This window comes from Blautia sp. SC05B48, from assembly GCF_005848555.1.
Taxonomy (GTDB): Bacteria; Bacillota; Clostridia; order Lachnospirales; family Lachnospiraceae; genus Blautia_A.
This window is the reverse complement of sequence record NZ_CP040518.1, coordinates 1,964,776-1,989,626: the sequence shown is the minus strand read 5'-3', so window position 1 is coordinate 1,989,626 and position 24,851 is coordinate 1,964,776. Positions and strand designations below refer to the sequence as shown.

General features: G+C 43.2%; 20 protein-coding genes and 1 pseudogene. 1 reads left to right on the top strand and 20 read right to left on the bottom strand.

The annotated features are described in order from the left end of the window. Nucleotides 1–120 precede the first annotated feature (120 nt). The 10 genes and pseudogenes from EYS05_RS09130 to EYS05_RS09090 form a co-directional block, all read right to left on the bottom strand. Nucleotides 121–1,206 (bottom strand): IS701 family transposase, encoded by a 1,086-nt coding sequence (locus EYS05_RS09130; protein WP_055290736.1) that lies wholly within the window; start codon nt 1,204–1,206, stop codon nt 121–123. A gap of 239 nt (nt 1,207–1,445) precedes the next feature. Continuing rightward, entirely contained in the window at nt 1,446–3,032 is a 1,587-nt protein-coding gene (locus EYS05_RS09125; RefSeq protein ID WP_138277051.1) for an AAA family ATPase, read from the bottom strand. A gap of 93 nt (nt 3,033–3,125) precedes the next feature. After that, nucleotides 3,126–4,412, bottom strand: coding sequence for a vWA domain-containing protein (locus EYS05_RS09120; protein WP_243119300.1), 1,287 nt, complete (start codon nt 4,410–4,412; stop codon nt 3,126–3,128). A 279-nt stretch (nt 4,413–4,691) separates the two neighbouring features. Beyond that, the gene (locus EYS05_RS09115) at nt 4,692–5,702 is read right to left on the bottom strand and encodes a leucine-rich repeat protein (protein ID WP_138277050.1); all 1,011 of its coding nucleotides are present in this window, start codon (nt 5,700–5,702) and stop codon (nt 4,692–4,694) included. A 301-nt stretch (nt 5,703–6,003) separates the two neighbouring features. Continuing rightward, on the bottom strand, nt 6,004–6,396 hold the full coding sequence (locus tag EYS05_RS09110) for a VOC family protein (RefSeq protein ID WP_118623640.1): 393 nt from the start codon (nt 6,394–6,396) through the stop codon (nt 6,004–6,006). A gap of 81 nt (nt 6,397–6,477) precedes the next feature. Further along, nucleotides 6,478–7,446: a carbohydrate kinase family protein gene (locus EYS05_RS09105; protein ID WP_243119298.1), complete on the bottom strand. Its 969-nt coding sequence runs from the start codon at nt 7,444–7,446 to the stop codon at nt 6,478–6,480. A gap of 126 nt (nt 7,447–7,572) precedes the next feature. Then, nucleotides 7,573–7,683 (bottom strand): annotated as a pseudogene (locus tag EYS05_RS18190) (HPr family phosphocarrier protein); the annotation flags it as partial. Nucleotides 7,684–7,724: 41 nt separating this feature from the next. Next, nucleotides 7,725–9,083, bottom strand: a complete 1,359-nt coding sequence (locus EYS05_RS09100) for a GntP family permease (RefSeq protein ID WP_118512608.1) — start codon at nt 9,081–9,083, stop codon at nt 7,725–7,727. A gap of 70 nt (nt 9,084–9,153) precedes the next feature. Then, complete coding sequence (locus EYS05_RS09095; RefSeq protein WP_138277048.1) at nt 9,154–10,770, bottom strand: mannitol dehydrogenase family protein; 1,617 nt, start codon at nt 10,768–10,770, stop codon at nt 9,154–9,156. Between the two features lie 312 nt (nt 10,771–11,082). Next, nucleotides 11,083–12,168 carry an IS701 family transposase gene (locus EYS05_RS09090; protein ID WP_055290736.1) on the bottom strand — a complete coding sequence of 362 codons (1,086 nt, stop codon included), beginning with the start codon at nt 12,166–12,168 and terminating at the stop codon, nt 11,083–11,085. A 264-nt stretch (nt 12,169–12,432) separates the two neighbouring features. On the opposite strand from EYS05_RS09090, the gene EYS05_RS09085 reads away from it, so the two are divergent. Continuing rightward, nucleotides 12,433–13,566: an ROK family transcriptional regulator gene (locus EYS05_RS09085; RefSeq protein ID WP_138277047.1), complete on the top strand. Its 1,134-nt coding sequence runs from the start codon at nt 12,433–12,435 to the stop codon at nt 13,564–13,566. A gap of 109 nt (nt 13,567–13,675) precedes the next feature. Here the strand turns inward: EYS05_RS09085 and udk are convergent, their stop codons facing one another. The 10 genes from udk to EYS05_RS09035 all read right to left on the bottom strand — a co-directional run bounded on the left by udk (nt 13,676) and on the right by EYS05_RS09035 (nt 24,848). Further along, the gene (gene udk / locus EYS05_RS09080; RefSeq protein ID WP_138277046.1) at nt 13,676–14,296 is read right to left on the bottom strand and encodes a uridine kinase; all 621 of its coding nucleotides are present in this window, start codon (nt 14,294–14,296) and stop codon (nt 13,676–13,678) included. Between the two features lie 175 nt (nt 14,297–14,471). Next, nucleotides 14,472–15,350, bottom strand: a complete 879-nt coding sequence (locus tag EYS05_RS09075; protein ID WP_118512611.1) for a methylenetetrahydrofolate reductase — start codon at nt 15,348–15,350, stop codon at nt 14,472–14,474. 124 nt (nt 15,351–15,474) lie between these two features. Further along, nucleotides 15,475–16,095 carry a methylenetetrahydrofolate reductase C-terminal domain-containing protein gene (locus EYS05_RS09070; RefSeq protein ID WP_138277045.1) on the bottom strand — a complete coding sequence of 207 codons (621 nt, stop codon included), beginning with the start codon at nt 16,093–16,095 and terminating at the stop codon, nt 15,475–15,477. 1 nt (nt 16,096) lies between these two features. Next, nucleotides 16,097–18,061: an electron transport complex subunit RsxC gene (rsxC, locus tag EYS05_RS09065; RefSeq protein ID WP_138277044.1), complete on the bottom strand. Its 1,965-nt coding sequence runs from the start codon at nt 18,059–18,061 to the stop codon at nt 16,097–16,099. 504 nt (nt 18,062–18,565) lie between these two features. Further along, nucleotides 18,566–18,850, bottom strand: a complete 285-nt coding sequence (locus EYS05_RS17680) for a helix-turn-helix transcriptional regulator (protein WP_243119070.1) — start codon at nt 18,848–18,850, stop codon at nt 18,566–18,568. A gap of 192 nt (nt 18,851–19,042) precedes the next feature. Further along, the gene (locus EYS05_RS09055; protein ID WP_227752240.1) at nt 19,043–19,168 is read right to left on the bottom strand and encodes a DUF4428 domain-containing protein; all 126 of its coding nucleotides are present in this window, start codon (nt 19,166–19,168) and stop codon (nt 19,043–19,045) included. A gap of 482 nt (nt 19,169–19,650) precedes the next feature. Then, entirely contained in the window at nt 19,651–19,770 is a 120-nt protein-coding gene (locus EYS05_RS18065) for a hypothetical protein (protein WP_243119297.1), read from the bottom strand. 187 nt (nt 19,771–19,957) lie between these two features. Next, nucleotides 19,958–21,529, bottom strand: coding sequence for a recombinase family protein (locus EYS05_RS09045; protein WP_138277043.1), 1,572 nt, complete (start codon nt 21,527–21,529; stop codon nt 19,958–19,960). Continuing rightward, the gene (locus EYS05_RS09040) at nt 21,522–23,174 is read right to left on the bottom strand and encodes a recombinase family protein (protein WP_138277042.1); all 1,653 of its coding nucleotides are present in this window, start codon (nt 23,172–23,174) and stop codon (nt 21,522–21,524) included. Before EYS05_RS09040 ends, EYS05_RS09045 begins: the two co-directional genes overlap by 8 nt. Then, nucleotides 23,175–24,848 carry a recombinase family protein gene (locus EYS05_RS09035; protein WP_138277041.1) on the bottom strand — a complete coding sequence of 558 codons (1,674 nt, stop codon included), beginning with the start codon at nt 24,846–24,848 and terminating at the stop codon, nt 23,175–23,177. Nucleotides 24,849–24,851: the final 3 nt, after the last annotated feature.

Here is a 24,851-nt window from a genome sequence, read left to right as displayed (position 1 = left end):
CTGTGCATTTTGACTATTTGCCCTCTCTATTTTCCGGACTTTTATAGTAAATATTATACGATAATTCCCCAATTTAATCAATAGTACTATAAATGAGCAAATTTGAAAAATTGCACAAAACTACACTGCGAATTTCATAAATGAATCAAAATCATTGCTTTCCTTTGCGCATTGAAAAAGATAACGATACTTTTCCAGCTGAATGGTATCACAGATTTCGTGATATCCAGTTTCAAACGAACAGAACCTACCAGTACCCACTGCACACATGAAATGTGCCAGTGACATAAGTAGCCAGTACCTTTTGATTCCCTGTGCAGAGCGTATCTGATAGCTGTCCAGTGCCAGTTTATCCTTACACTGGCGGAAAAATACTTCAATCGGCCATCGACACACATACCAGGAAAGAATCTCCTGTGTAGACAGGGCTGCGTTTGTACTGATGAAAGCACGCAATGCTTTGGGATTACCAAATGCTTTTTCCGGATAACTCAAAAGAACTACCGCATTTTCTATGCCGTTGAGGTTTCCCTCGTACCGGTACACATAATAGTTTCGTTTTTTGACTGTCACAAGGTCAAATTCACGATGTGTAACAGACAATTCGGCGGCCAGTTCACGAAGTTTCTTTTTCATTCCCGATGGATACAGCAAACGGTTTGTTTTCAAAGCACCGATGGTATGGAACCCTCTCTGTGCAAAGGTATTGATTATCTTTTCAGAAACATACCAGCAGTCGCAAAGAAAATAGGACATTACCGGTGGAACAGGCAGCTCCTTTGCAATGCTTTGTACAATGTCAATCTTGGAAATTGACTTATTGTACATTACAAAAGCATAGTTCAGAACAATGCCATTGCAGGAAAGCATAACAGCAACTGCCTGATGCCCGTAATCCGGTTTTCCCTTTAAATGGGATTGGTGAAAATACGCATCTTCAATCGGATGTAAAGCCTGTGACGAAGGCTTTGTCTTTGAAGCAATCGTATCGTCCACAATACAGAGAACAGGTTTTCCGGTGCGTGCTGCTTCTGAATAAATAATCTCAATGACAGAGCATTTTAACGTATCTGAAAGTAAGGAATCATCCCATTTTCCGGAATTGAGGAAATGGGCAATCGTAGTTCTGTGGCAGGAACTGTTTTTAGCAAAGTCCGTGGTTTTTCCATGATATCCTGAAATGAAAATACTGATTAGGATACTCATAAGATGGTTTATTACTCGGTTCGAATAAAATTTGCATAAGTTTAATTTTTTAAACTGGTTGTATATGAATGAGGAATGATGTATAGTATTTGCGAGAGACACCTTCTTTCGTAAATGTTGCAAATGTTTGTTTTGGCACTTTCATTATACAACACATGGAATCGAGGTGTCTTTCTTTTATGCAAAATCACGAACTTGCTCATTTATAGCAATAGTAAATAATAAATTGGTAAGACATATTACATTATTCCATTATTGAGAATGTTTTCCACTTCCTCCATCTGACCCAGAATCATTTTCTGGCGGTCGTCAAAAAGAAGACCTTTATTATGCCTGTAATACTGGTCGGAACCGTTCTCCCGAATGAACCAGAGACTATAGTAGTTGGCATTCAGTTCCGTGATAAATGCCACCATTTCCTGACTGTCCCCAAAGGCAGCTTCCATAAAGTCGAAAACGTTCTGAAGAGTAAAGGATATTTCGTCGGTTCGGTTTTCGTAGGCTTCGGTTTCGGATTCAAAGAGGGCTTTCACAAACTCATAGTTCCTGTTTGACGATAAAACTTCCGATTCTGCTGCAGCACTTCTGCCTCCTGCCGGCTCTGAACCTGATCCGGTTTTATCTGATCCGGTTGATTCCGAAGCTGATTTCAATCCGGACGCATTTTCAAAGAATGACACAACACGTTTCTGTATACGCTCCTGCTGTTTTGTAAGAAGCTCACTCTTTTTGTCCTTTTCAAGATCCGCCTCTGCTTTTTCCATGAGATTTTTTGCTGTGAGGATGTCCTGATCTTCTCTGAAGTACACCATATAATCATACAGTTTCGTGAGATAGGCATCGGTAAGATAGCATTCTGTAAAAAGCTCGCTGAGCTTTCCATTGAGAAGGCTTACAATGCTCAGATGCTCATCCAGAGAGGCCGTGCGGATCTTACCCAGGGTAATGGAATCCCACTTTCCTTTCAGGATGTCCTCCACTTTATAATCCGTTCTGTACTTATAATAAAGAGCCAGATAGCTGGCGAAATCCTTCGCGATCATCCTGTGCTGGATGTACTGGCTGACCACCTCACGGTCTACGGTTTTTCCAAGGATCTCATAAACCTGGATCAGACGTGAAAGATCCTCCCAGCCTCTGGCTGTGGCAAAGATCTTTCCGTCTACGGTATTCTCCACCCTGTAGAAATTTTTTCTGCGAAGCTCCAGATAGGAGATCACCGCCGGATGAATTCCCTGCTGGTAGGCGTATTCCTTCCATACATCAAAGTCTGCCTCCACATCAATCTTCTTGATACGGTCCAGAGTGACCACATCGAATTCCCGGACGGATTTGTTATATTCCGGCGGGTTGCCTGCTGTGACGATTACCCAGCCTTCCGGCACCTTCTGGTTTCCGAAGGTTTTTCCCTGAAGGAACTGCAGCATCATCGGTGCCAGTGTTTCAGATACGCAGTTGATCTCATCAATGAACAGGATGCCTTCTTTCAGACCTGTTTTTTCCATTTTGTCGTAAACGGATGAAATGATCTCACTCATGGTATATTCCGTGACAGAAAATTCTTCCTCACCGTAATTCTTTTTTACAATGAAAGGAAGTCCCACGGCACTCTGTCTGGTGTGGTGGGTAATAGTATAAGAAACAAGGGCAATCCCGCATTCCCTTGCGATCTGCTCCATAACCTGTGTCTTTCCGATTCCCGGAGGGCCCATAAGAAGGATCGGTCTCTGACGGATTGCCGGGATCCGGTACTCACCGAATTCGTCTTTTGCAAGATATGCTTCTATGGAATCTCTGATCTCCTGTTTTGCTCGTTTTATGTTCATGGTTTTCTTATTGTCTCCTTCTGTATGCTTCTCTTTGTCTCACGGCTGCACGTTTCTCTGATCCAAAATATCTCATTTCCTGCCTGCAGCGGATTACTTTATCGACGTATCCCGCTTATCCTCCAGTTCATCCTCCGTGATCACCAGCTTCATGGCCCAGGCCGGGATATCCACATCCTCCGGCTCCTGCTCCATAAATGCAAATGCAGTCCGGTATGGCGGCATCTTTGCCGGAAAAATGCCGTAACCGTCTGTAAAATACACCAGGCCTTTCAGATTTTCAAACTCTCGTTTCTCCATCAGCTCTTCCACATAAGCAAAAGCCGGGCGAAAATCTGTGCCCCCATCGCCGTAAAGCTCCAGACTATCCATGTAATCCTGCAGTTCTTCTCTGCCGGTGATTTTCACATCTGAATGCACCTTCTCGTCACACTGGATAATGTGTATATTTACCTTTTGGAAAAAATTCCCGCTGTCACTTAAGATTCCGTAAGTTTCCTCCAGAAATCTCCGCACCAGTTCCCCAGAACAGGACATGGAGGTATCGATCACGATGACAAATTCCGAAACTTTTTTCACTTCTCTGGTTTCCAGGGGTTCAATCAGCGGCATATTCCCATAAAGAGAAAGCCCATAGGTATAAAAATTATGATCAAAGCTATCCGGATCTACCGTCAGCTCTTCCCGGAATACCGCAAACTTCCGCAGAAAATCCCGGTAATCATACCGTTCTCTGTTCTCTATTTTCAGCTGATCCAGAAAATCTCCGTCCTGTTCTCCTGCCTCCCTGGAAAAAGTCTCCAGGTCTGTTTCGATCCCATCGCTGATATCTCCCCATTTTTTGCTCATCAGGGGATTGGGTTTCTGATTCGGCTGCTGGTTGACCCAGTATTTGTGATCATCCACATAGAACTCTTTTTCCAGCTGCAGCAGTTCTTTTTCCTTCAGGAACTGTTCTTTCAAAATCTTGTAGATCCACTCCGCATTCAACGTCTTCTTTTCCTTTTCCAGAAGACGGTAGGTCTCCCTCCGAAGAAGACTTCTGGAATATCGGACTGAGCGGTGATAAATACCGTCGATCATATGCTCCACCGCAATGTCACAGCTTAAATTCCATAGGCGCTTGTCTGCCCCTGGCTTTCCGAAATGTCGGAAAATACAGTGGAACACCATGTGAAGATATCCCCGGTTCACAAGTATCCGGTTCTCCCTATAAAGCCCGCCAAGCTGCGCCGGATGGAAGTATATCACAGCCCCGTCTGTTCCAAATGGACTGACCGAACCATCCATCCGATAAACAAAGCTGCTCAGCGCCACGTCCAGAAAGCGCATGCCCAGATACAGCTCGTCTCTTGCCGCCCGCAGGATGCTGCTGCCGATGTCCTGGAGACGCTGGGCTGCTTCCTGGGAATTGGATCCCTGACCGGATAGATAGTTATTTTTGTTATTTTCGGTTATTTCTATTTCACTCAGAATTCTCACCCCCTCTGATCTGCTGTCACAATTCTGTCTTCATTATAGTTCTCTCAGAAACTACTATAATTGCCATTACTACTTCATAATATCGTAATCTATCTACATGCAACTTATTTTTCACATACTCACATATGTTATAAAGTTAGTGCAGTCACTCCGCAGTTATCAGTGGGCACTTCCAACTTACAACTGAAATTTCTGTTTCCTTCTCACCGGTCGAACTGAATCTTCTGTCTCCCCGGCCACCTTCTGTTCTTCCTCCAGCATCCTGCTGCGCTCATTCATCAAAAACGCGGAAATCTCCATATCCTTCTTTCCGGAAGCCACATCAATACTGTGTTCCAGGCCCTCTCTGTTCCAGAGTTTTTCCCGGGAAAGCAGTTCCAAACCATTTAAGTTTCCGCTCTCCACCAGATATTCCCCGATATCCTTAATATTTCCCCGGATATAATCCTCATACTGCTTCTTCGCTTTTTTACTCAGCAGCCACGGATAACAAAGTCGTCCGAAGCTCATATCCACCAGGACCTCTAGCTTATCCATCACCACTGCCATATCAAACAGGCTGTCATACTCCGCGAAATCCAGTTCTTTACTATAGAAGCATTGCCGGTAATTGGTCCCGGATCCATGATACTCCGTAAACAAAATTCTCGCAGGCGTATTCTCCACCGCCTCATCATAATGCTCCGGAAAAACCATATGCGCACGTTTTCCACTTGCCTCGCCATTTTCGTACAGAAAATCCACATCGATCTTCTGCCATAACTCCCCAAGAATCTCCTTCGCACAGGATTTGGTTCCCTTTTTCTGATGGATCACAAGCTCCTTCAACCCGCTGCATCCCGTAAATGCCCCGGTTCCCACCTGCATCAGCGTATCCGAAAACTCCAGCCGCTCCAGTTTTTTGCATCCATAAAAAATATATCTTCCGATTTCCTTCAGCGTATCCGGGAAAACGATCTCCTGCACTTCTTCGCCGGCAAGAAGCCTCTCTTCTCCAAACGAAAATGTATCTTCATTCTCCCAGACTTCCGCCTCTTCTTCTCCATCCTTGTGTACGGAAAACGCATACGGCGCCGCACTGACTACCGGAAGACCATTGATCTCTTCCGGAAGCACGATCCGGTCATCAGTACCGTAACAACGGATGATTTCTATTGTATTATTTTTGATTCTGTAATGTATTTTCATAATTCTCCATTATACGTGAACGGATATCCGAAATCCATTTCCCGTTTTCATTCTTCAGGAATCATCTCATCTACTGCTGATCCTGATCTTCTATAGCACGTCTGCATTTCATTGTAGTCTCATTATCCATTTCATGCAAGAAATTTTCCCATGTCCGTAAATTCTTTCTGATACATAAAACAGCCCGTCAGACATACGATGATCTTTAATTCATCTGATATCTGACAGGCTGTATGCAACACAAAATAAACATCTGCATTATACTCTGTTTCACACCCATGAGCACAACTTTATTTACTTCTTATAAGTACTGGCTGAACTCCACTTTCTCCTTATTCGGGCCTTCAATGGTAAAGAACTTCACGCCATTCTCCCAGAACGGCAGGAAATGGACTTCATCATTGGTAGTATTCAGTCCGGCTGCTGTTACCAGCTCGTGGACTTTCTCCACATCCTTCACATCAATGGCAACATGGTCGATGGCACCGGATTCCATTTTTGCAGCTTTGTTCTCGTACGTCTCGATCACAAGATTTCCAAGCTTCAGGAAAGCAACCTTCTCATTGGCAGCCTCGTTCACTGTCTGAAAAGCGATCTCAAATCCCAGTGCTTCATAAAATTTAATGGTTGTCTCAATGTCATTGGTCGGCACACCTACGTGCTGAATTCCGTTCATCTGATCTTTTAAATTCATTTCAAAACCCCATCCTTTCATAAATCTGACATGCTCATAAACACAATTGCTTCGCAATTTAGATATAACTCTGCTACAGGTTTATGAATACGATTCCTCTGCAATTCTGCGTTCCACCTGTGCAAGCTCCGGCATTGCCGGGATCGCACCTTTTTTCTCCACGCATAGACTGGCCACCGCATTACCGAAACGTGCAAATTCCTTCAGATCCTCCTGTGTCAGCTCGTCCGGCTGTTTCTCCGATGTGCTGACCTTATACAGGAATCCTCCCCAGAAGGAATCACCGGCTCCGTTCGTATCCGCAATCTGTTTCACTGAAAATCCCGGCACCATATAGCCTCCATCTTTGCTGTAAATATAAGCTCCTTCACCGCCAAGAGTAACTGCCACGACTTTCACGCCCTGCTCATACAGTATCTTCGCTGCTTCCCGGACATCCTTATGATCTGTCAGAAGCTCGGTTTCCTCATCTGAAATCTTCATGAGATCCACATAGGGTACCAGACTTCTCATATGTTTTTTGGCAGTTTTTTCATCCGGCCACAGAGATGCACGGTAATTGGGATCGTAAGAAATCACGCTGCCCTTGTTTTTCGCTCTTTTTACCGCATAAAACGTGGTATCTCTTGCAGGCTGATCCGTCAGGGACAATGATCCAACATGAAAAATATGGGTATGATCCAGCACATCCACGTCCACTTCTTCCTTCTGGATCTTCGTATCCGCTCCCGGTTTTCTTGCAAAAGAGAAAGTCCTCTCTCCGGTCTCCCTGACTTCCACAAAAGCCAGGGTAGTAAAATAATTTTCGTCCAGAAGCATACCCTTGGTATCCACGCTTTCTTTCTCAAGAACAGATTTCAGGAACTTTCCGTGCATGTCTTTTCCTGCTTTACCGATAAATGCAGTATGAGCTCCCAGTCTGCTGGCTGCAACTGCAACATTGGCTGGTGCACCGCCCGGATTTCTGGCATACAGCATCTGTCCGTCCTCATTAATATTCCGGGAAGTAAAATCGATCAGGATCTCACCAAAAGTTGTGATATCATAGATGGATCTTTTCACAGCATCTCCTGTGTCCACAAGAAGGTTCTGATCAAGCAGCTGAAAAAGGATCTTCTCACATTCTTTCTCATTATCTGTATGTATATGAAGCTCTCCCCCATCAAACTCAGGCATACTTAAGACCCCAAGCATAGACTTTGCATTTACAACATAACGACCGTAACATAATTCTACATCACATGGGATGGATTCTGCAATACTTACCAACTTTCTTGCATTCTGCATTGTGCCTAAAATTACTTTTACTATCATTTTTGTCCACTCTCCTATGCAAACAGGCTGATCACAACAGCACAAACCAGGCCTGTTACTCCTACGATAGTTTCCATCATTGTCCAGGATTTCAGGGTTGTTTTTTCATCAATCTCCAGAAGAGAGCTTACCAGCCAGAATCCAGAATCATTTACATGGCTGAATGCGGTTGCACCACCGTTGATGGCACAGACCATTGCTGCCAGATAAACCGGTGACAAGTCTGCAACTCCGGGCATAGCAGCCATAATTCCTGCTGCCATTGTCATAGCCACAACTGCCGCACCAACAGATGCGCGGATCAGAGCTGCAATAAGAAATGCGACCAGTACAAGCGGAAGTCCGCTTTTTTCCAGGGCAGGTCCTATAATGTTTCCCATACCGCAGTCCTGAAGAACCCAGCGGATGATACCTCCACCAGTGATGACCAGAAGGATCTGTCCGGTAGGCTTCAGAGAACGATCCAGGATTTTCTTAAGCTGCTCTCCATTATAGCCCTGCTTCTTTCCGAGAAAATACATGGCAAGCAATACTGCTATGATCAGTGCCACAAAAGGTGTTCCCAGAAATTCCAGAACAGGACGTGCCGCGTCGATTCCCGGAATGTATTCAGAAACTGTATTGCACAGGATCAGTACCAGCGGAACAAGAATGATACATAATACTGTAGAAAATTTCGGCAGATTGGCTTCTTCCTCCTCACGTACCTCCTGGATATTGGAGGGAAGCCCTGTGTTGATCTTTTTGCCGATAAATTTGGACCATAAGATTCCTGCAAAAATCAATGATAAAATACCCACAGGCACACCTACCGCGATCATCACTCCGAGATCCACATTCAGCATATTTGCCACCAGAACAGATCCTGCTGATGGCGGAATGAATGCAAAACCGGTGGCAAGTCCGGCGAGAAGAGGAATCACATAATATAAAGTAGATTTCTTTGTTTTCTTCGCAAGTCCGAATGCCAGAGGGATCAGGATCACAACGCCTGCCTCAAAAAACACGGTGGTTCCTACAACAAGTCCTGTAATTCCAAGAGCGATCCCCGCTTTTTTCTCACCGAATTTGTTTATCAGTGTCTGGGCAACGCACTGTGCGCCGCCGGACACTTCCAATATCCCACCGAACAGAGAGCCCAATCCGATCAGGAGTATGATTCCCTGTAAGGTTTCTCCTGCGCCGTTTTCCACAGTGCTTACCAGCGTTGGAACCGGCATTCCGGCACCAAGCCCGATAACCAGTGCAGCGATCAACAGGGATAAAACCGGGTGAATCTTAAATTTTATGATAAGTAACAATAATAATAAAATCCCTGCTGCTGCCGCGATCAACAGTCTTAACGGATCTGCCGCAAATACCGGTTCTGTCATCTTTCCATTTACCTCATTTCTCTTTATTCACTACTTACGGATTGCTGTCTGACTTTTGAACTCTGATGTTTCATTTTACATATTTATGAATAGTTGCCTTTACAGCTCCCGGTCCTGCGATCATCTCACGGAACATATCCTCGATTTTCTCTCCGACACCATCTTTATAAAGGTCTGTGAAGAACAGTCTCTCATTGGAAAGGATCGGCTTCAGCTGATTCTTAAGGGTCTCCGGTTTTCCGATCACGATATCGTCAAGCTGCTCTGTGATCTCCTCATTCATCGGGTCCGGTGCAAGCTCAAATTTGTTTCCTTCGTCATCTACAGCCAGCATGTATCTCAGCCATCCTGCGATTCCAAGCGGGATTGCTGTCAGCCTGGAAGCATCTCCAAATTTCTTCACATATGCTTTTACAGTCTCACCGAAACGGATACCTACCATCTGGGACACATCTACAGCCAGACGAAGGTTGGTGTCTCCAAGATACTCATTCGGGAAACGGTCATTGAAAAGCTCATCCACAAATGTCTGTGGGGAAAGGATTCCAGGATCTGCAACTACCGGAAGTCCCTCGTCATAAGCAACCATACGGGCCATTTTCATCATATCTTCGTTGGTGTTCAGCATATGTGCAAAGAGATCATATCCAAGTACCACACCAAGAGGGCCGGTTGCGGAATGTACCGGATTCAGGCAGACGGTTACTTTCATTCTCTCGGAGAGATTGACGGTATCTCTGTCCGCCATGTATACGCCGAAGCCTTTTTCCAAAGCAGGGCGTCCGTTGGGGAAGCTGTCCTCGATAACAAGATACTGTGGCTTCTCAGCATTAACAAATGGTGCAATGTATGTTTTCTTTCCTGTGATCACCGGCTGCATATCTTCAACGCCCAGGTTCTCAAGGTCTGCTGCGATCTGCTCGCTTGGACGAGGTGTGATCTTGTCGATCATGGTCCACGGGAATGCAACCACCTTCTCATCCGTTACATAATCTACGAAGCCATCATCTACGAAGCCCGCTTTATGCCATTCCTCTGTCATAGTCAGTACGGACTCACGAAGCTTGGCGCCGTTCTGTGAGCAGTTGTCCATGGATACCAGGGCGATCGGATATTTCCCTGCTTTATATCTCTCATTCAGCATAGCCACAAGAACTGCCATTGCTCCCGTTGCCTTATCCGATCCGTTTTTAATATCTGCTTCCACAAACGGGAACCATGTTCCGTCTGCTTTCCGGAGTGCATAACCCTTCTCTGTGATAGTGAAGGAAACTAACTGCAGGGATTTAGCCGCAAAAATTTCTTTCAGGCGGTTCCATTGTTCAGCATCAGAAGACTGTGCTTTCACTGCTTCTGCAAGTGCCCCAAGAACTTTGTATTCACGGGTTCCATCACCATGGAGAATGACATTTAAGCCAAGGTTGTCATATGGCGCGTAAATCTTATCTGCTACATCATAATCAAAGGTTTCTACACATGTGATGCCTCTGTCAAGAACTCCCTCTTCCAGAAGACCATCTGCAATACCTCCGATAAATACACGGAAGATATTTCCGATTCCGAAATGTACCCAGCCTGGCTCCTTCTTCGCTTTCTCAGTAACTGCCTCTACATCGTATCCTGGAAGATCGATGCCTGCTTTCTTCCATGCTTCACGTTCTTTGATTCCTTCTCTTGTTAATTTCATAATCTTAGACCTCCCTGTTTTCTTCTATTTCGTTGTCATTTATGCGTTTCACTTATGCTTATGTCTTAACTGTAAGTAGAGTATAAAACTATTTTTTTTAAAAATCCATTGACAAAACACCTAATTTTGTTCTTATATTTTTGTTTACTTTTACTTATGCACAAGACATATATCCTTTGCCAATCCATATACTGTTACTTATTATTCCTCGAAAAAACTTTTGTTCTGCTCTGCTTCATGCGCTGACATTGCATTTCCTGCAAATTTATACTAAAATACTATAAATGAGCAAATTTGAAAAATTGCACAAAACTACACTGCGAATTTCATAAATGAATCAAAATCATTGCTTTCCTTTGCGCATTGAAAAAGATAACGATACTTTTCCAGCTGAATGGTATCACAGATTTCGTGATATCCAGTTTCAAACGAACAGAACCTACCAGTACCCACTGCACACATGAAATGTGCCAGTGACATAAGTAGCCAGTACCTTTTGATTCCCTGTGCAGAGCGTATCTGATAGCTGTCCAGTGCCAGTTTATCCTTACACTGGCGGAAAAATACTTCAATCGGCCATCGACACACATACCAGGAAAGAATCTCCTGTGTAGACAGGGCTGCGTTTGTACTGATGAAAGCACGCAATGCTTTGGGATTACCAAATGCTTTTTCCGGATAACTCAAAAGAACTACCGCATTTTCTATGCCGTTGAGGTTTCCCTCGTACCGGTACACATAATAGTTTCGTTTTTTGACTGTCACAAGGTCAAATTCACGATGTGTAACAGACAATTCGGCGGCCAGTTCACGAAGTTTCTTTTTCATTCCCGATGGATACAGCAAACGGTTTGTTTTCAAAGCACCGATGGTATGGAACCCTCTCTGTGCAAAGGTATTGATTATCTTTTCAGAAACATACCAGCAGTCGCAAAGAAAATAGGACATTACCGGTGGAACAGGCAGCTCCTTTGCAATGCTTTGTACAATGTCAATCTTGGAAATTGACTTATTGTACATTACAAAAGCATAGTTCAGAACAATGCCATTGCAGGAAAGCATAACAGCAACTGCCTGATGCCCGTAATCCGGTTTTCCCTTTAAATGGGATTGGTGAAAATACGCATCTTCAATCGGATGTAAAGCCTGTGACGAAGGCTTTGTCTTTGAAGCAATCGTATCGTCCACAATACAGAGAACAGGTTTTCCGGTGCGTGCTGCTTCTGAATAAATAATCTCAATGACAGAGCATTTTAACGTATCTGAAAGTAAGGAATCATCCCATTTTCCGGAATTGAGGAAATGGGCAATCGTAGTTCTGTGGCAGGAACTGTTTTTAGCAAAGTCCGTGGTTTTTCCATGATATCCTGAAATGAAAATACTGATTAGGATACTCATAAGATGGTTTATTACTCGGTTCGAATAAAATTTGCATAAGTTTAATTTTTTAAACTGGTTGTATATGAATGAGGAATGATGTATAGTATTTGCGAGAGACACCTTCTTTCGTAAATGTTGCAAATGTTTGTTTTGGCACTTTCATTATACAACACATGGAATCGAGGTGTCTTTCTTTTATGCAAAATCACGAACTTGCTCATTTATAGTAAAATACATTTAAAACTTAAACATATCTATAATTACTTTTATCAGGAGAATCTCATGAGCGAAAAAGGATTAACCACCATCAATTTAAAGAAAATAAACCGGTCCAAGGTTTACCAATATATATACAAAACACGCCAGACTTCCAAAATGCAGATCGTCCAGGACCTTCAGATGGGGCTTTCCACAGTAAGTCAGAACCTGAACCTGCTGGAAAAAGAAGGGCTTATTGACAGAAACGGATATTTTGATTCCACGGGAGGCAGGAAAGCTCAGGCCATCCAGATCACCTCGGATTTCCGGATTTCCATTGGCATCGGGATCCTGAAAAACATGTTCCATATCACAGCCATCGACTTATATGGAAATGCCTTTTATACAGAAACCATTGCTCTTCCCTATTCCAACGCAGAAGAATATTACAGACAACTGACCGATAAAGTACGAAGATTCATCGCAGAAAATCACTATCCGAAAGAAAAGATCTTGGGTATTTCCATTGCCACACAGGGGATCACTTCTCCGGATAATTCCACTGTGATCTACGGAAACATCATGAACAATACCGGAATGAAGCTGGAGGATTTTTCCCGGCATCTTCCTTACCCCTGCCATCTGGAACATGATTCCAAATCCGCCGCTTTTCTGGAGCTGTGGAATCACCCGGAGCTTGACAGTGCTGTCGTGTTCCTTCTGAACCGAAACCTTGGCGGTGCCATTATAACCAATCATCAGATTCATCAGGGAAGTTCCATGCACAGCGGAACCCTTGAGCATATGTGCGTCAATCCTGACGGCCCTTTATGTTACTGCGGAAACCATGGCTGTCTGGAAACCTACTGCTCTGCCAACGCTCTGGAACAGTCTGCCGGGATGCCTGTGAGGGAATTTTTCTCTCTGCTCCGCGAAAAAAAATCTCCCCGGCTTGCTGAGCACTGGGAAGATTATCTGAACCATCTGGCCTTTGCCATGAAAAATCTGAACCTGATCATCGATGCACCGATCATCATTAGCGGATATCTGGCACCTTATTTTACAGAAGAAGATATTAATTATCTGTTAGAACACATCAACACAGACGCACCATTCACCCTGGACAAAAGCCAGATTCTGGTCGGCACCCACGGGCAGTATACACCTGCCATTGGTGCAGCTTTATATTATGTGGAGAAATTTATACAGAGCGTGTGAATACAGACATATTCACCTGAACCGTTCAAAAAAGCATGTCATACACAGCCAGACGGATATAACCTGATCCGCTCTGTCCTAAAGTATGACATGCTTTTTATTTTACTTATTATTTTTTCAGTTCTTTCAACAGCTGCCCGATCTTTGATACAAACAGATCAAAGGCCACGTTATTCTTACCGCTGTTGATCACAATATCTGCTTTCGCCCGTGTAGGCTCCACGTACAGATAATGCATCGGTTTTACTGTGGTAAGATACTGATCGATGATTCCGTTTAAATCCCGTCCACGTTCCTCCACATCTCTGGAGATCCGTCTTAAGATCCTCTCATCTGCATCTGCTTCCACATAAACCTTGATATCCAGAAGATCTCGGATACGCGAATCTGCAAGAAGCAGGATTCCCTCTACCAGAATAACCGGTCTTGGTTCGATCTTCAGCACTTTGTCGGAGCGGTTGTGCTGACTGTAATCGTATACCGGACATTGGATGGTTTTGCCCTCCTTGAGTTCTTTGAGATGCTCTACCAGAAGATCTGTTTCCAGTGAATCCGGGTGATCGTAATTCACCTTCACACGTTCTTCAAAAGGAATTCCGTCCTGTCTGCGGTAGTAATTATCATGATAGATCACCACCACATCGTCTCCGAAATGCTTCTTCAGTCTGTTTGTAAATGTAGATTTGCCGGAGCCTGATCCTCCGGCGATCCCGATAATAATACTTTCCATCGTCTCTTTACCTCTTAAGCTAGAATTCTTCCGCTGTGGATCACGCAGGCTTCCCGAAGAGTTTTTCCGTATAGAGAAGCTTTTTCTTACACAAAAGCTGCCCGGTCGGTGTGCATCTCCTGCATCCGGTTCCGGACAGCTTTTCTGATTATTTTTTATAAAGCAATCGTTCTGATCAGATCTCAGCCTGCTCCAGAAGTGCCGGGATCTTGGATTCCCATCCAAGTGCCATGATATGTACACCCTGGCAGTACGGCTTGCACTCTTTGATGATACGTGCAGCGATCTCAACACCTGTGATACCGGCTTTTGTTTTCTCTTTGTCTGCTTTCAGCTCCTCGATCATCTCATCCGGAACATGGATGCCGGCTACGTTGTTGTTCATGAACTTAGCCATTCCGGCGGATTTCGGAATGATGATACCAACCTGTACAGGTTTTCCGAACTGTTTTGCTTTTTCCATAAATTTGATGAATTTCTCCGGCTCAAATACAGCCTGTGTCTGGAAGTAGTCTGCACCTGCAGCAACCTTTCTTTCCATCTTTGCAAGCTGAGCGTCAACGGAATCGCTGCATGGAGATACAACGGCACCCTTGGAGAATTTCGGAGGCTCACCAACCAGCGGGTTTCCTCCAAGATCTACACCGGACTCAAGAAGCTGTACTGTATGAAGAAGAGATACAGAATCAAGATCGAATACCGGTTTTGCCTGCGGATGATCGCCCATCTTCGTATGGTCACCTGTCAGACAGAGGATGTTCTCAATACCAAGCATAGCAGCACTTAAAAGATCAGACTCCAGTGCGATACGGTTTCTGTCACGGCATGCAAGCTGGAAGATCGGATCCATTCCGGCGTCCTTGAGAACTTTACACATTGCAAGAGATCCAAGACGCATAACAGAAGACTGGTTATCTGTTACATTGACTGCATGAACGCCTTTGAGATAAGTTTTGGCTTCTTCTACCAGTTCATCTACATGGATCCCTTTTGGCGGTCCTACTTCTGCAGAAACTACAAATTCACCACGGTCGAATAATTCTTTCATTTTCATATTATATTTGCTCCAATCATTTAAAATTTGGGGTACGGTCCACCTGCTCTGCAACATACCTTGCGGAATACTTCCGGTGAACCGTATCATAATTTAATTTGGCTTCTTAATAAATCTTTGCTTATTATTTCACTTCATCATCTGTAGCGAAATTATGGATCTGTGTCGGGCATTTCAGTGCGTCAAGGCGTCCGATCTCTTTCAGACGTCTGTAGATGCGCTCCCATCCACACTCCATGTCACTGTCCACTTCGCATTTACCATTCTTGGAACCGCCGCACTGGCCGTTGACAAGACTCTTGGAGCATGCTGTGATCGGGCAGATCCCGCCGGTAAGGTTCAGATAACACTCACCACACTGGTCACATTTATATTCTAACGGTGTTACACCCTGGAAACCAGGTACCGGGTATGTATCGCAGGCTGCGCATACCATCTTGTCTTCCAGATATTCTGCGATGGTCTGTACACCAACACCACAGGAGAATACCAGAATCAGATCCGCTTCCCTGATCTTATCCATGTGTTTCTGAAGACGTAACTGCATATTTTCCGGATTACAGATATAATCCGTTGTCATGATCCCTGTCACATTTCCTTCAGCGGAAAGCTCCTTCTGAAGTTCAACAGCTTCTTTTTCCGGAAAACGAACTTCCTTGCATCCATGGCAGTTGATGATAAAAACTTTCCTTCCGGCTGCCAGTGATACGATAGTTTCTTTTGCTTTTAACTGGGTAATCAACATATCACTTCATCCCCCTTACTGCATTTTTTCCGGCTTTGATACTGTTAATGATCGGAATCTTGGAAGAACAGATATACTGACAGCATCTGCATTCAACACAGTCCATGACATTCATGTCCTTCATGCCCTGCCAGTTCTCTTCTTTCGCATATTTTACGAAATACAGAGGAGAAAGTTCCATCGGACATACGTCCACACAGCGTCCGCACTTGATACATGGCTGCTCTTTGGTCTCATCTGTATCAATAGCGATGATACCATTGGAGCCCTTCATCATAGGTACCTCCAGAGTGTTCAGAGGGAATCCCATCATAGGTCCGCCCATCTTGACCAGAACATCGTCATCTGTAAATCCACCGCAGTAATCGATCAGCTCTTTTACGCTGGTACCGATCTTGATGATAAAGTTGCCAGGATTCTTGATCTTCTCGCCTGTTACGGTTGCAACACGCTCGATCAGCGGCATACCCTTCTGAATCGCATCGGAGATCGCTTTTACAGTACTGATATTATCTACGATAACGCCAACATCTGCCGGAAGACCGCCGCTTGGAACCTTTCTGTCCATGACGCGCTTGATGAGAGTTTTCTCAGCGCCCTGCGGGTATTTGGTTCTTGCAACAAAAACTTCCATATTTTCGATATCGGCAACTTTTTTCTGCATTAATTCGATCGCATCCTGCTTGTTATCCTCGATGACAATGATGCCCTTCTCAGCACCTGTTGTCTTAAGGATCGCTTTCAGACCGAAAATAATATCATCAGCAAACTCAAGGAGAACCTTATGGTCTGCCGTTAAATATGGCTCACACTCACATCCGTTGAGAAGGATGGTATCAACCGGCTTCGCAGGTTTCAGTTTGACACAGGTCGGGAAACCTGCACCGCCCATACCAACGATTCCGGCATCTTTTACGATCTCAATGATCTCATCCGGTGTAAGTTCGTCCAGGGCTTTATGTGGCTGTACGGATTCGTGCAGAGTATTTTTTCCGTCGGATTCGATGACAACTGCCATCACCTCACTGCCTCTTGTACCATGCATACGTGGCTCAACAGCAACTACGGTTCCGCTTACACTGGAATGTACCGGTGCGCTGATAAATCCGGCAGCTTCTCCGATCTTCTGTCCAACCTTTACCGTGTCGCCTACTTCCACGATTGGGTTGGCAGGTGCACCAAGATGCTGGGACATGGAGATCACAACAGTCTTCGGATCCGGGAATTTCTTCAGATCGATATGCTCGCTGAATTCCTTGTGCTCTGACGGATGAACGCCACCATAGTATCCGTTCAGTCTGTCCTCTCTGATAGACTTCACGTAATCATTGATCACCTTAAAGTTAACCTTGGAGTAATCACGTACCTGTACCGGCTGGTTCAGGAACTCTTCCAGACGACCCTGTTTTGCCAGTCTCTGGTAGATCTTCTCCCATGCGCAGTCCTTGTTAGGATCCACTTCACATTTTCCGTTCTTTGCTCCGCCGCACTGTCCGTTCACAAGACTCTTGGAACAGTCGACGATAGGACAGACGCCTCCGGTAATGTTCAGATAGCACTGTGCACATGCATCACAGCTCTTTTTGGTAAGTGCCATGCCGTGATGGCCTCTGTAGTTAAGGGTATTACTTGCTGCGATCACCGGCTTATCGGCCAGATCTTCAACAGTCTGGATACCAAGACCACAGGAGATCACAACTACATTCTCTGTACCTTCCGGCAGCAGATCCTGTAATTTTCTTTCTGTGTGCATCTTGTTGCACAGAAAATCGAATTTCGCACTGCCTGTGACGGTTTTTCCCTGCTCCGCAGCAAATTTCAGGAATTCTTCGCAATCCGGTTCGTCAACGGTCTCAAATTCCTTGAAACACTTGTTACAGGCGATTACAAACAGATTGTCCCTGCCGTTTAGCACTGATGCAAGCTCATCACTGCTTTTCAGCTTGTACTTAGTATAGTTTTCCAATTGCTCACCTTCCTTATAAAGATTATATCCTTATGATTATCTGCTCTTATCCGTTCCCTCCTTCTCTGCACTCCCAGGAAAGAAACAATAAAACCAAATAAATAAGTTCTTTGTTATTTGTTCAGCCCTTCAAAAATCCCGGTCCCAAAAAAGGCCGCAGTATTTCCTCTGACTGCTACAATAAATGTACCATAATTTGAACATATTATCCAGTTTTATTAGCTATTTTTATAAATTTATTCTATGATTTCATTCCAATCGTCTATGGATGTACAGATATTTGTACAACTTCTGTTATGCTGCATGCGTTAGTTATATGCAACTTATATAATTTTGTTTATAAAATATCCTTTTTATGCATTGAGCATATTGCACAAGAATTTTATCTTTAACAGGGCAGATCCGAAAGGTGTCTTTTGTCATGGGGTAAGACGCTGTCCGGTGCAGTGATCATAATATAATTTCCTTCTCTGTCTGAATATATTTCTGCATTCTGTGGATCTTCTATTTCAGTGTGGTTACGATCAGTTTACTTTCCAGTGCAGCTGCTATCAGATCCTCTTTGCAGCTGTATCCCGCCTTGGCGATCATTTCCTGAAAATTCCATCTCACCCCGGAAGCAGAACAGTCCATTTTCCTTGCAATCTCGGAATATGACATCCCATGAATATACAGACGCAGCATCTCCAGCTGTCTGGGACTGATATCACCGCTTGTGATCCAGTTAAGTTCCACCTCCGGTGCCACATCCGGAAATACATGCTCCCCATTTAACGTTCTGTAGATCACACTCCGTATTTCCTCTTCACCGTGATCCTTATACCATAGACTGTCTGCACATCCGCTCTTTGCTCTTTCCAGCACCTTGGGATCGATCAGCGAAGTAACAACCAATACCTTTGTATATGGATATTTTCCCTGATAATCTTTCCGGCACTCAGCCCATCATGAATATCCTCTACCGTACTGTGCCGCCGGTCTTCAAACCATGGTGACAATTTTTTTTGCACAATCCTTACACAGATTCCCGTCATCCAGTTTTCTGTTGCCCAATAAACCTATTTTCTCTCCACAGATATCACAGATCTTCTTATCAAATAATCCCATACCCTATCCTCCTTCTTTTTATATTTGTGTTTTTGTTTATCTACATTATGCGTGAATGCTTCAATATTTGCACTAGCACCTCTGACAGTAACTGAATTCATCTCCGCATCAATGGAAGGATCTCAGGATTGTAACAATGCCACTAAGTACAATATTTTAATCTGGCAGGCTCCTTTCCAGACAGAGTCTCCCCGAGGATGTCAAGTCATTGCTACAAACTTTTTGACCTTTTTTCCTTCGATTTTTCCCATAAAATCGTTGTTTTGGAACGGAGGACGTTATATTGTTGTCACAAAATCAGTGGGTAGGATGTAACGTCATTGCTACATTTATACAGCAACAATGTCGCATTATTACCACTATAGCCAACCTATCAAATCAAGCTTAGCGAAACTTAAATCATACCCAATACGGAATATATTTTTTATACCTTGGTGCTGTATCCACACCATTTCTTCTCCAGAACATAAAAACCCCCTTCTCTATTGGATTTTCCAATATCCTTTTCTGTCAGATCCTATTCTGACGATTTTTTTACTTTCTTTTAACACTTTTATAAGACGACTAACCTTTCTCGTACTTATACCCATCTGTTCTGCCATTTGCTTTGCTGTGATAGAAGCATTTTCCTCTAATATTTTCAGAATCTTCATTAGTTCCAAATTATCATCGCCAATTTCATTGCCATTGGCAATGATTGCATTGTCTTTTGGCAGTGAAAATGGAAATTCAACTTTTATAAAATGTTCTGATATATGAAAAATATTTTTAGAGTACGTTACATTATTGCTACAAATTTAGGTAAGTGCTTTTCCACTCCACCTCCACCCGTCCGTCGTCATACACATATATCCCATCCACATACTTTTCAAGCATCTCTTCTATCAGTTTCTCATACCCCAGAAACTCCATCATCTGTTCCACCGGAATATTCTTCTTCAGCAGGATTTCTTTCTCGCCGCTGATCAGTTCTTCCAGTTCTTTCTTTCGTCTTTGCAGACGCTCTCTTTCTTCCTCTAGCTGCTTCTTTTCACTCAGGAACTCCTCCCGGCTCATCTGCCCTTCATGGTACTTCTCATAGTTCTGTTGGTTCTGAGCCTTGATCTGCTCCTGTCGTCTTCCGCAGTCAGCACTTTCAGCCTTGTATGCTTCGATATTATCTTCATGCTGTTTTCTCATGGATTGCTGCATCTGTTCCTGGCTGATATTCTGGTGTAAGTATGCCTTTATTTCTGCCAGCACCATATGCTCCAGCATTTTATCATCGGCTTTTCCGGCAAAGCACCCGGTATCTTCTTTTCCCTGGCTGTATGCACAGCTATACAGAATATGACCATGTACCCGGCTGCTTCCGGTCAGGTTTCTTCTACAATTTCCGCATTTCACGTACCCACTTAACAAAGTGGTGTCCTTGTTGAATTTACTCTTTTTGTTATACCTGATCTGCAAGGACTGTGCTTTCTCAAAAATTTCTTTTGATACGATTGGTTCATGGTGATCTTCCAATACCTTCCATTCACTTCGTGGCACAGGAACTTTTTTTCCTGTTCCGGGATCTGGAATTTTGGTTTTTCCATAGACCATACAACCGATATAGTTCTTATCATTCAGAATCTTTCGCACCATATCACTTGTCCATTGCAAGCCTCTCGAAGATGCTTTCTTACTGTCTGATTTCTGTCGCCTGCTCATAGACTGCAATGGTGTAAGAACACCTTCTTCATTAAATAATCGGCAAATATCCAGCTTTGAATACCGCTGATTCGTCAGTTCAAATACTCTGCGGATGATTTCCGCTTCTTCTTCCACAATCAACAGTTCCTTTTTGTTCTCTGGATTTATCCGGTATCCATAAGGTGCAGAGCCACAACAATACTCTCCATTACTTCTTTTCGTGCTGACTGCCGATTTCACCTTAACAGACTGATCTTTCACATAAAAATCTGCTATCAGACCTTTAAACTGTACTTCAATGTCAGAACTTTTTCCTTTATAATCCTTGGAATCATAATGGTCAGAAACAGAGATAAACCTTATTCCCAAAAATGGGAAAATCTGCTCCAGATACATTCCCATTTCAATATAGTCTCTGGAAAAACGTGAAAAATCTTTTACAACAATACACTGTACCTGTTCATTTCTTGCCAATTCCAGAACCTGTTGTATTCCCGGCCGTTCCATACTGGAACCGGAATAGCCATCATCATAAAGCTCTTGAAAAGGCAGTTCAGCCAGCTCTGGAATATGAGAAATATAATCTTTCACCAGTTTTCTCTGGTTGATGATACTGTTACTTTCTCCGTCAGAGCCATCCTCCAACGAAAGACGATAATATCCGATCAGCATTTTCTGATCATTCATGTTCTATCGCCCCCTTAAATCGAAAATTGATTTCCAGTCTGCCATCACCATACAAGTACATACTTTCAATCAGTGCTTCCGCAAGCTCCGCATTGATTCTTGTTGTCCCTTCCAGATCCAGAAGACTTCGTAAAAATCTGGTTTCTTCCTTTTGCTGTTTCTGCAATCTTCGAATCATTTGTTCCAGTGTCTCTTTTCTTTCTTCACAGAATATTTTCCAGTTGTTACGCTCCTCACGCATTTCCATATAAGTTTCTCTGGAAAGTTTTTCATCCTTATATTGCATAAATGCCTGAGCAAGTTTTTCGGAGCGTTGTTCCACCTCTGCATCCAGCTTTTTGATTTCATTCTGAATTTCCAGAATCTTAGCCGAAAATATATCATTACTCATTGCCGACATATCTTTTTTCTTAAATCCTGCTAATTGCATTTGTCTGGTCAGTTCTGAGCAAACGATTTTCTGTACCGTATTTTCTGAAATAGATTTATGACTGCATTTTCTTTCATCCCGGTACTGAGCCGCATTGCAAAAGTAAAACACACTGCCTCTTGATCTCCTTGTACACATTTTCCGCTTACAGTCACCGCAATAAAACACATTGTAAAAAGCTCTTTCATCATCTTCCCATCCTACTACTGTGCTTCTGGCTTCTTGTGCCACTTTTAACCGGATCTGTACTTTTTCAAACAGTTCTCTGCTGATAATCGGTTCATGAGCATTGGGAGTAACAATCCACTGACTTTCATCCAGCACATCACACCCTTTTTCACCTTTTACAAACCTGGATTCGTATTTTCGCTGTACCAGATCTCCATAATAGTTATGCCTGTTCAGTACTGCACGAACAGAGGAATTTCCCCACTGGTGCAGAGTTTCACCTTCCTGCCAGTACACATGATGATAATGATTATAATCAGAAATCCGGTGTACACTATCCTCAAACAATCCATCTATAATCTGCTGAATCTCCTTACCGGAAGCATATTCCGCAAATATCCGCTGCACAATCTTTGCAGATTCCGGCTCTTTGACCAGTTTATAGATTCCATTTATCTTCTCACAGCAATATCCATACGGAGCTGTTGCTCCAACATACTCCCCATTTTTCTGTGCTGTTCGCTTTGCTGCCCGTTCCTTTGCGGAAATATCTTTCGCATAGGTATCATTTACCAGATTCTTGATATTCATGGATAATTCCTGATTTTTCGCATTCGGTGCAAATGAATCATAGTGGTCACATACAGAAATAAAACGCACTTTCATAAAAGGCAATATCTTTTCCAGATAATTTCCTGTTTCTATATAATTCCTGCCAAATCTGGAAAAATCTTTTACAAGAATACAGTTTACTTTTCCTGCTCTGACATCATCCATCATTCGTTCAAATCCAGCTCTCTCAAAATTGGTTCCGGTTTTTCCCAGATCAGAATAAATATCATACACAACCAGTTCATACTCTTTATTTGCTTCTGCATTGTGCCTGTCAACAAACTCTTTGATCAGCGTCACCTGCGTTTCGATAGATTCTGACTTTCTTTCGTCTGTATCTACGGATAATCTGGCATAAATCGCAGCCATATACACTGGAATCTGAAAATTTTTCTTTTCTGTCCTTTTCTCATATCTTCTTGCTGTCCTTGCCACTTATCCCACCTCTTTTCTGTACTGATCCTGATGTTCTGTATAAAATCGTTTTATGACTTTCATTTTTTCAATCACATCCTGATAACGAATCCGGATTTTAATCTGCTTGTTCTCATAAATGTAGATTTTATCTACTGTCAGTGCCAGTAAGGTACGATCCAGCTCTTTGATCTCCAGAGATTTCTTCCAGTTTTCTAACTGAACTTTTGCAGAAACGCCACCTTCAAACATCTGCTTTACCAGTTTTTTCTGATGTTCTATCATCTGATCCAGTTCTTCACACTTTTTACCGTAACTTTCCCGGAACTCGTCGAACTCCTCTTTGCTAATCATCCCAGACTTCAAATCATCTGCCAAAGATACTTTTATGCTGTAACATTTGTTGTATTCTTCCTGCAATTTTGCGATCTGTGTATCATAACTGATTACCTGGTCGTAGCTGACTTCCATTTGCTGAAGTTCTTCCATGATCATCTCATAATCTACAAAAAGTGCTGTATATATCTGGATTTCTTTCAAGACAATTTTTTTCAGCACTTCCTCCGGTATGCTGTGTCTGGTGCAGTCTCCGCCTTTATTCTTTGTCTGGCAGATATAAAAAGCCTTTTCTTTTCCCTTATATCGGTTCACTCTGCGTATCATCGGTACTCCACAATCTCCGCAGAAGATAAATCCTGCAAAAAAACTGGCACTGTCTGATGTCTTTGACGCTCTGCCATCATATTGAAGCAGTTTTTGTACTACATCAAAATCACTCTGCTTGATGATTGCCGGATGTGTATTTTTTACTTTCACCCATTCTGACTCTGGTTTATCCAGACGTTTCTTCACCTTATAGCTGATTCGTTCCTGCTTTCCCTGAACCATATTGCCGATATACACTTCATTGGTCAGAATCCTTTTAATCTGTACTGCTGACCACTTTGGGGTATCTGTCCCCTGAAATCCAGCATTATAATTTTCGCCGTTTGCAATCTTGTATTCTTTTGGAGATTGTACATGACGCATATTCAATTTTTCAGCAATCGCACCGAAACTGAATCCTTCAATCTTCCAGGCAAATATTTTTCTTACAATATCTGCGGCATAATCATCAATCACAAGGCAGTTCTTATTTTCCGGATCTTTGCAATAACCATATGGTGCAAATGCCCCGATAAACTCTCCTTTTTCCCGTTTGATTTTCTGGTGGCTGCGTACTTTACCGGAGATGTCCCGGCAATAACTTTCATTTACAAAATTTTTAATCGGAACTACAAATGACCTCTCCGAAAAATCAGCCGTTTTACTGTCGAACTGATCCGTCACAGAAATAAAACGCACATTTAAAGCCGGGTAGGTCTTTTCGATCCATCGCCCGGCTTCTATATATTCTCTTCCGAATCTGGACAAATCTTTTACAATTACACAATTCACTCGTCCAGCTTCTATATCGGTTGTCATTCTCTTGAACTCAGGTCTGTCAAAATTTCCACCTGAATATCCATCATCCACATATATATCAAAGATCTGAATGTCCGGCTGGCTTTTTACAAAGCTCCGAAGCAATTCTCTCTGATTTGCAATACTGTTGCTCTCTGTCTTCTCACTGCCGTCATCCATATCGTCTCTGGACAGTCGAAGATACAATGCAGCATCGTATATATCTGGTGTGTTCTTTTGCATTTGTTCCATTTT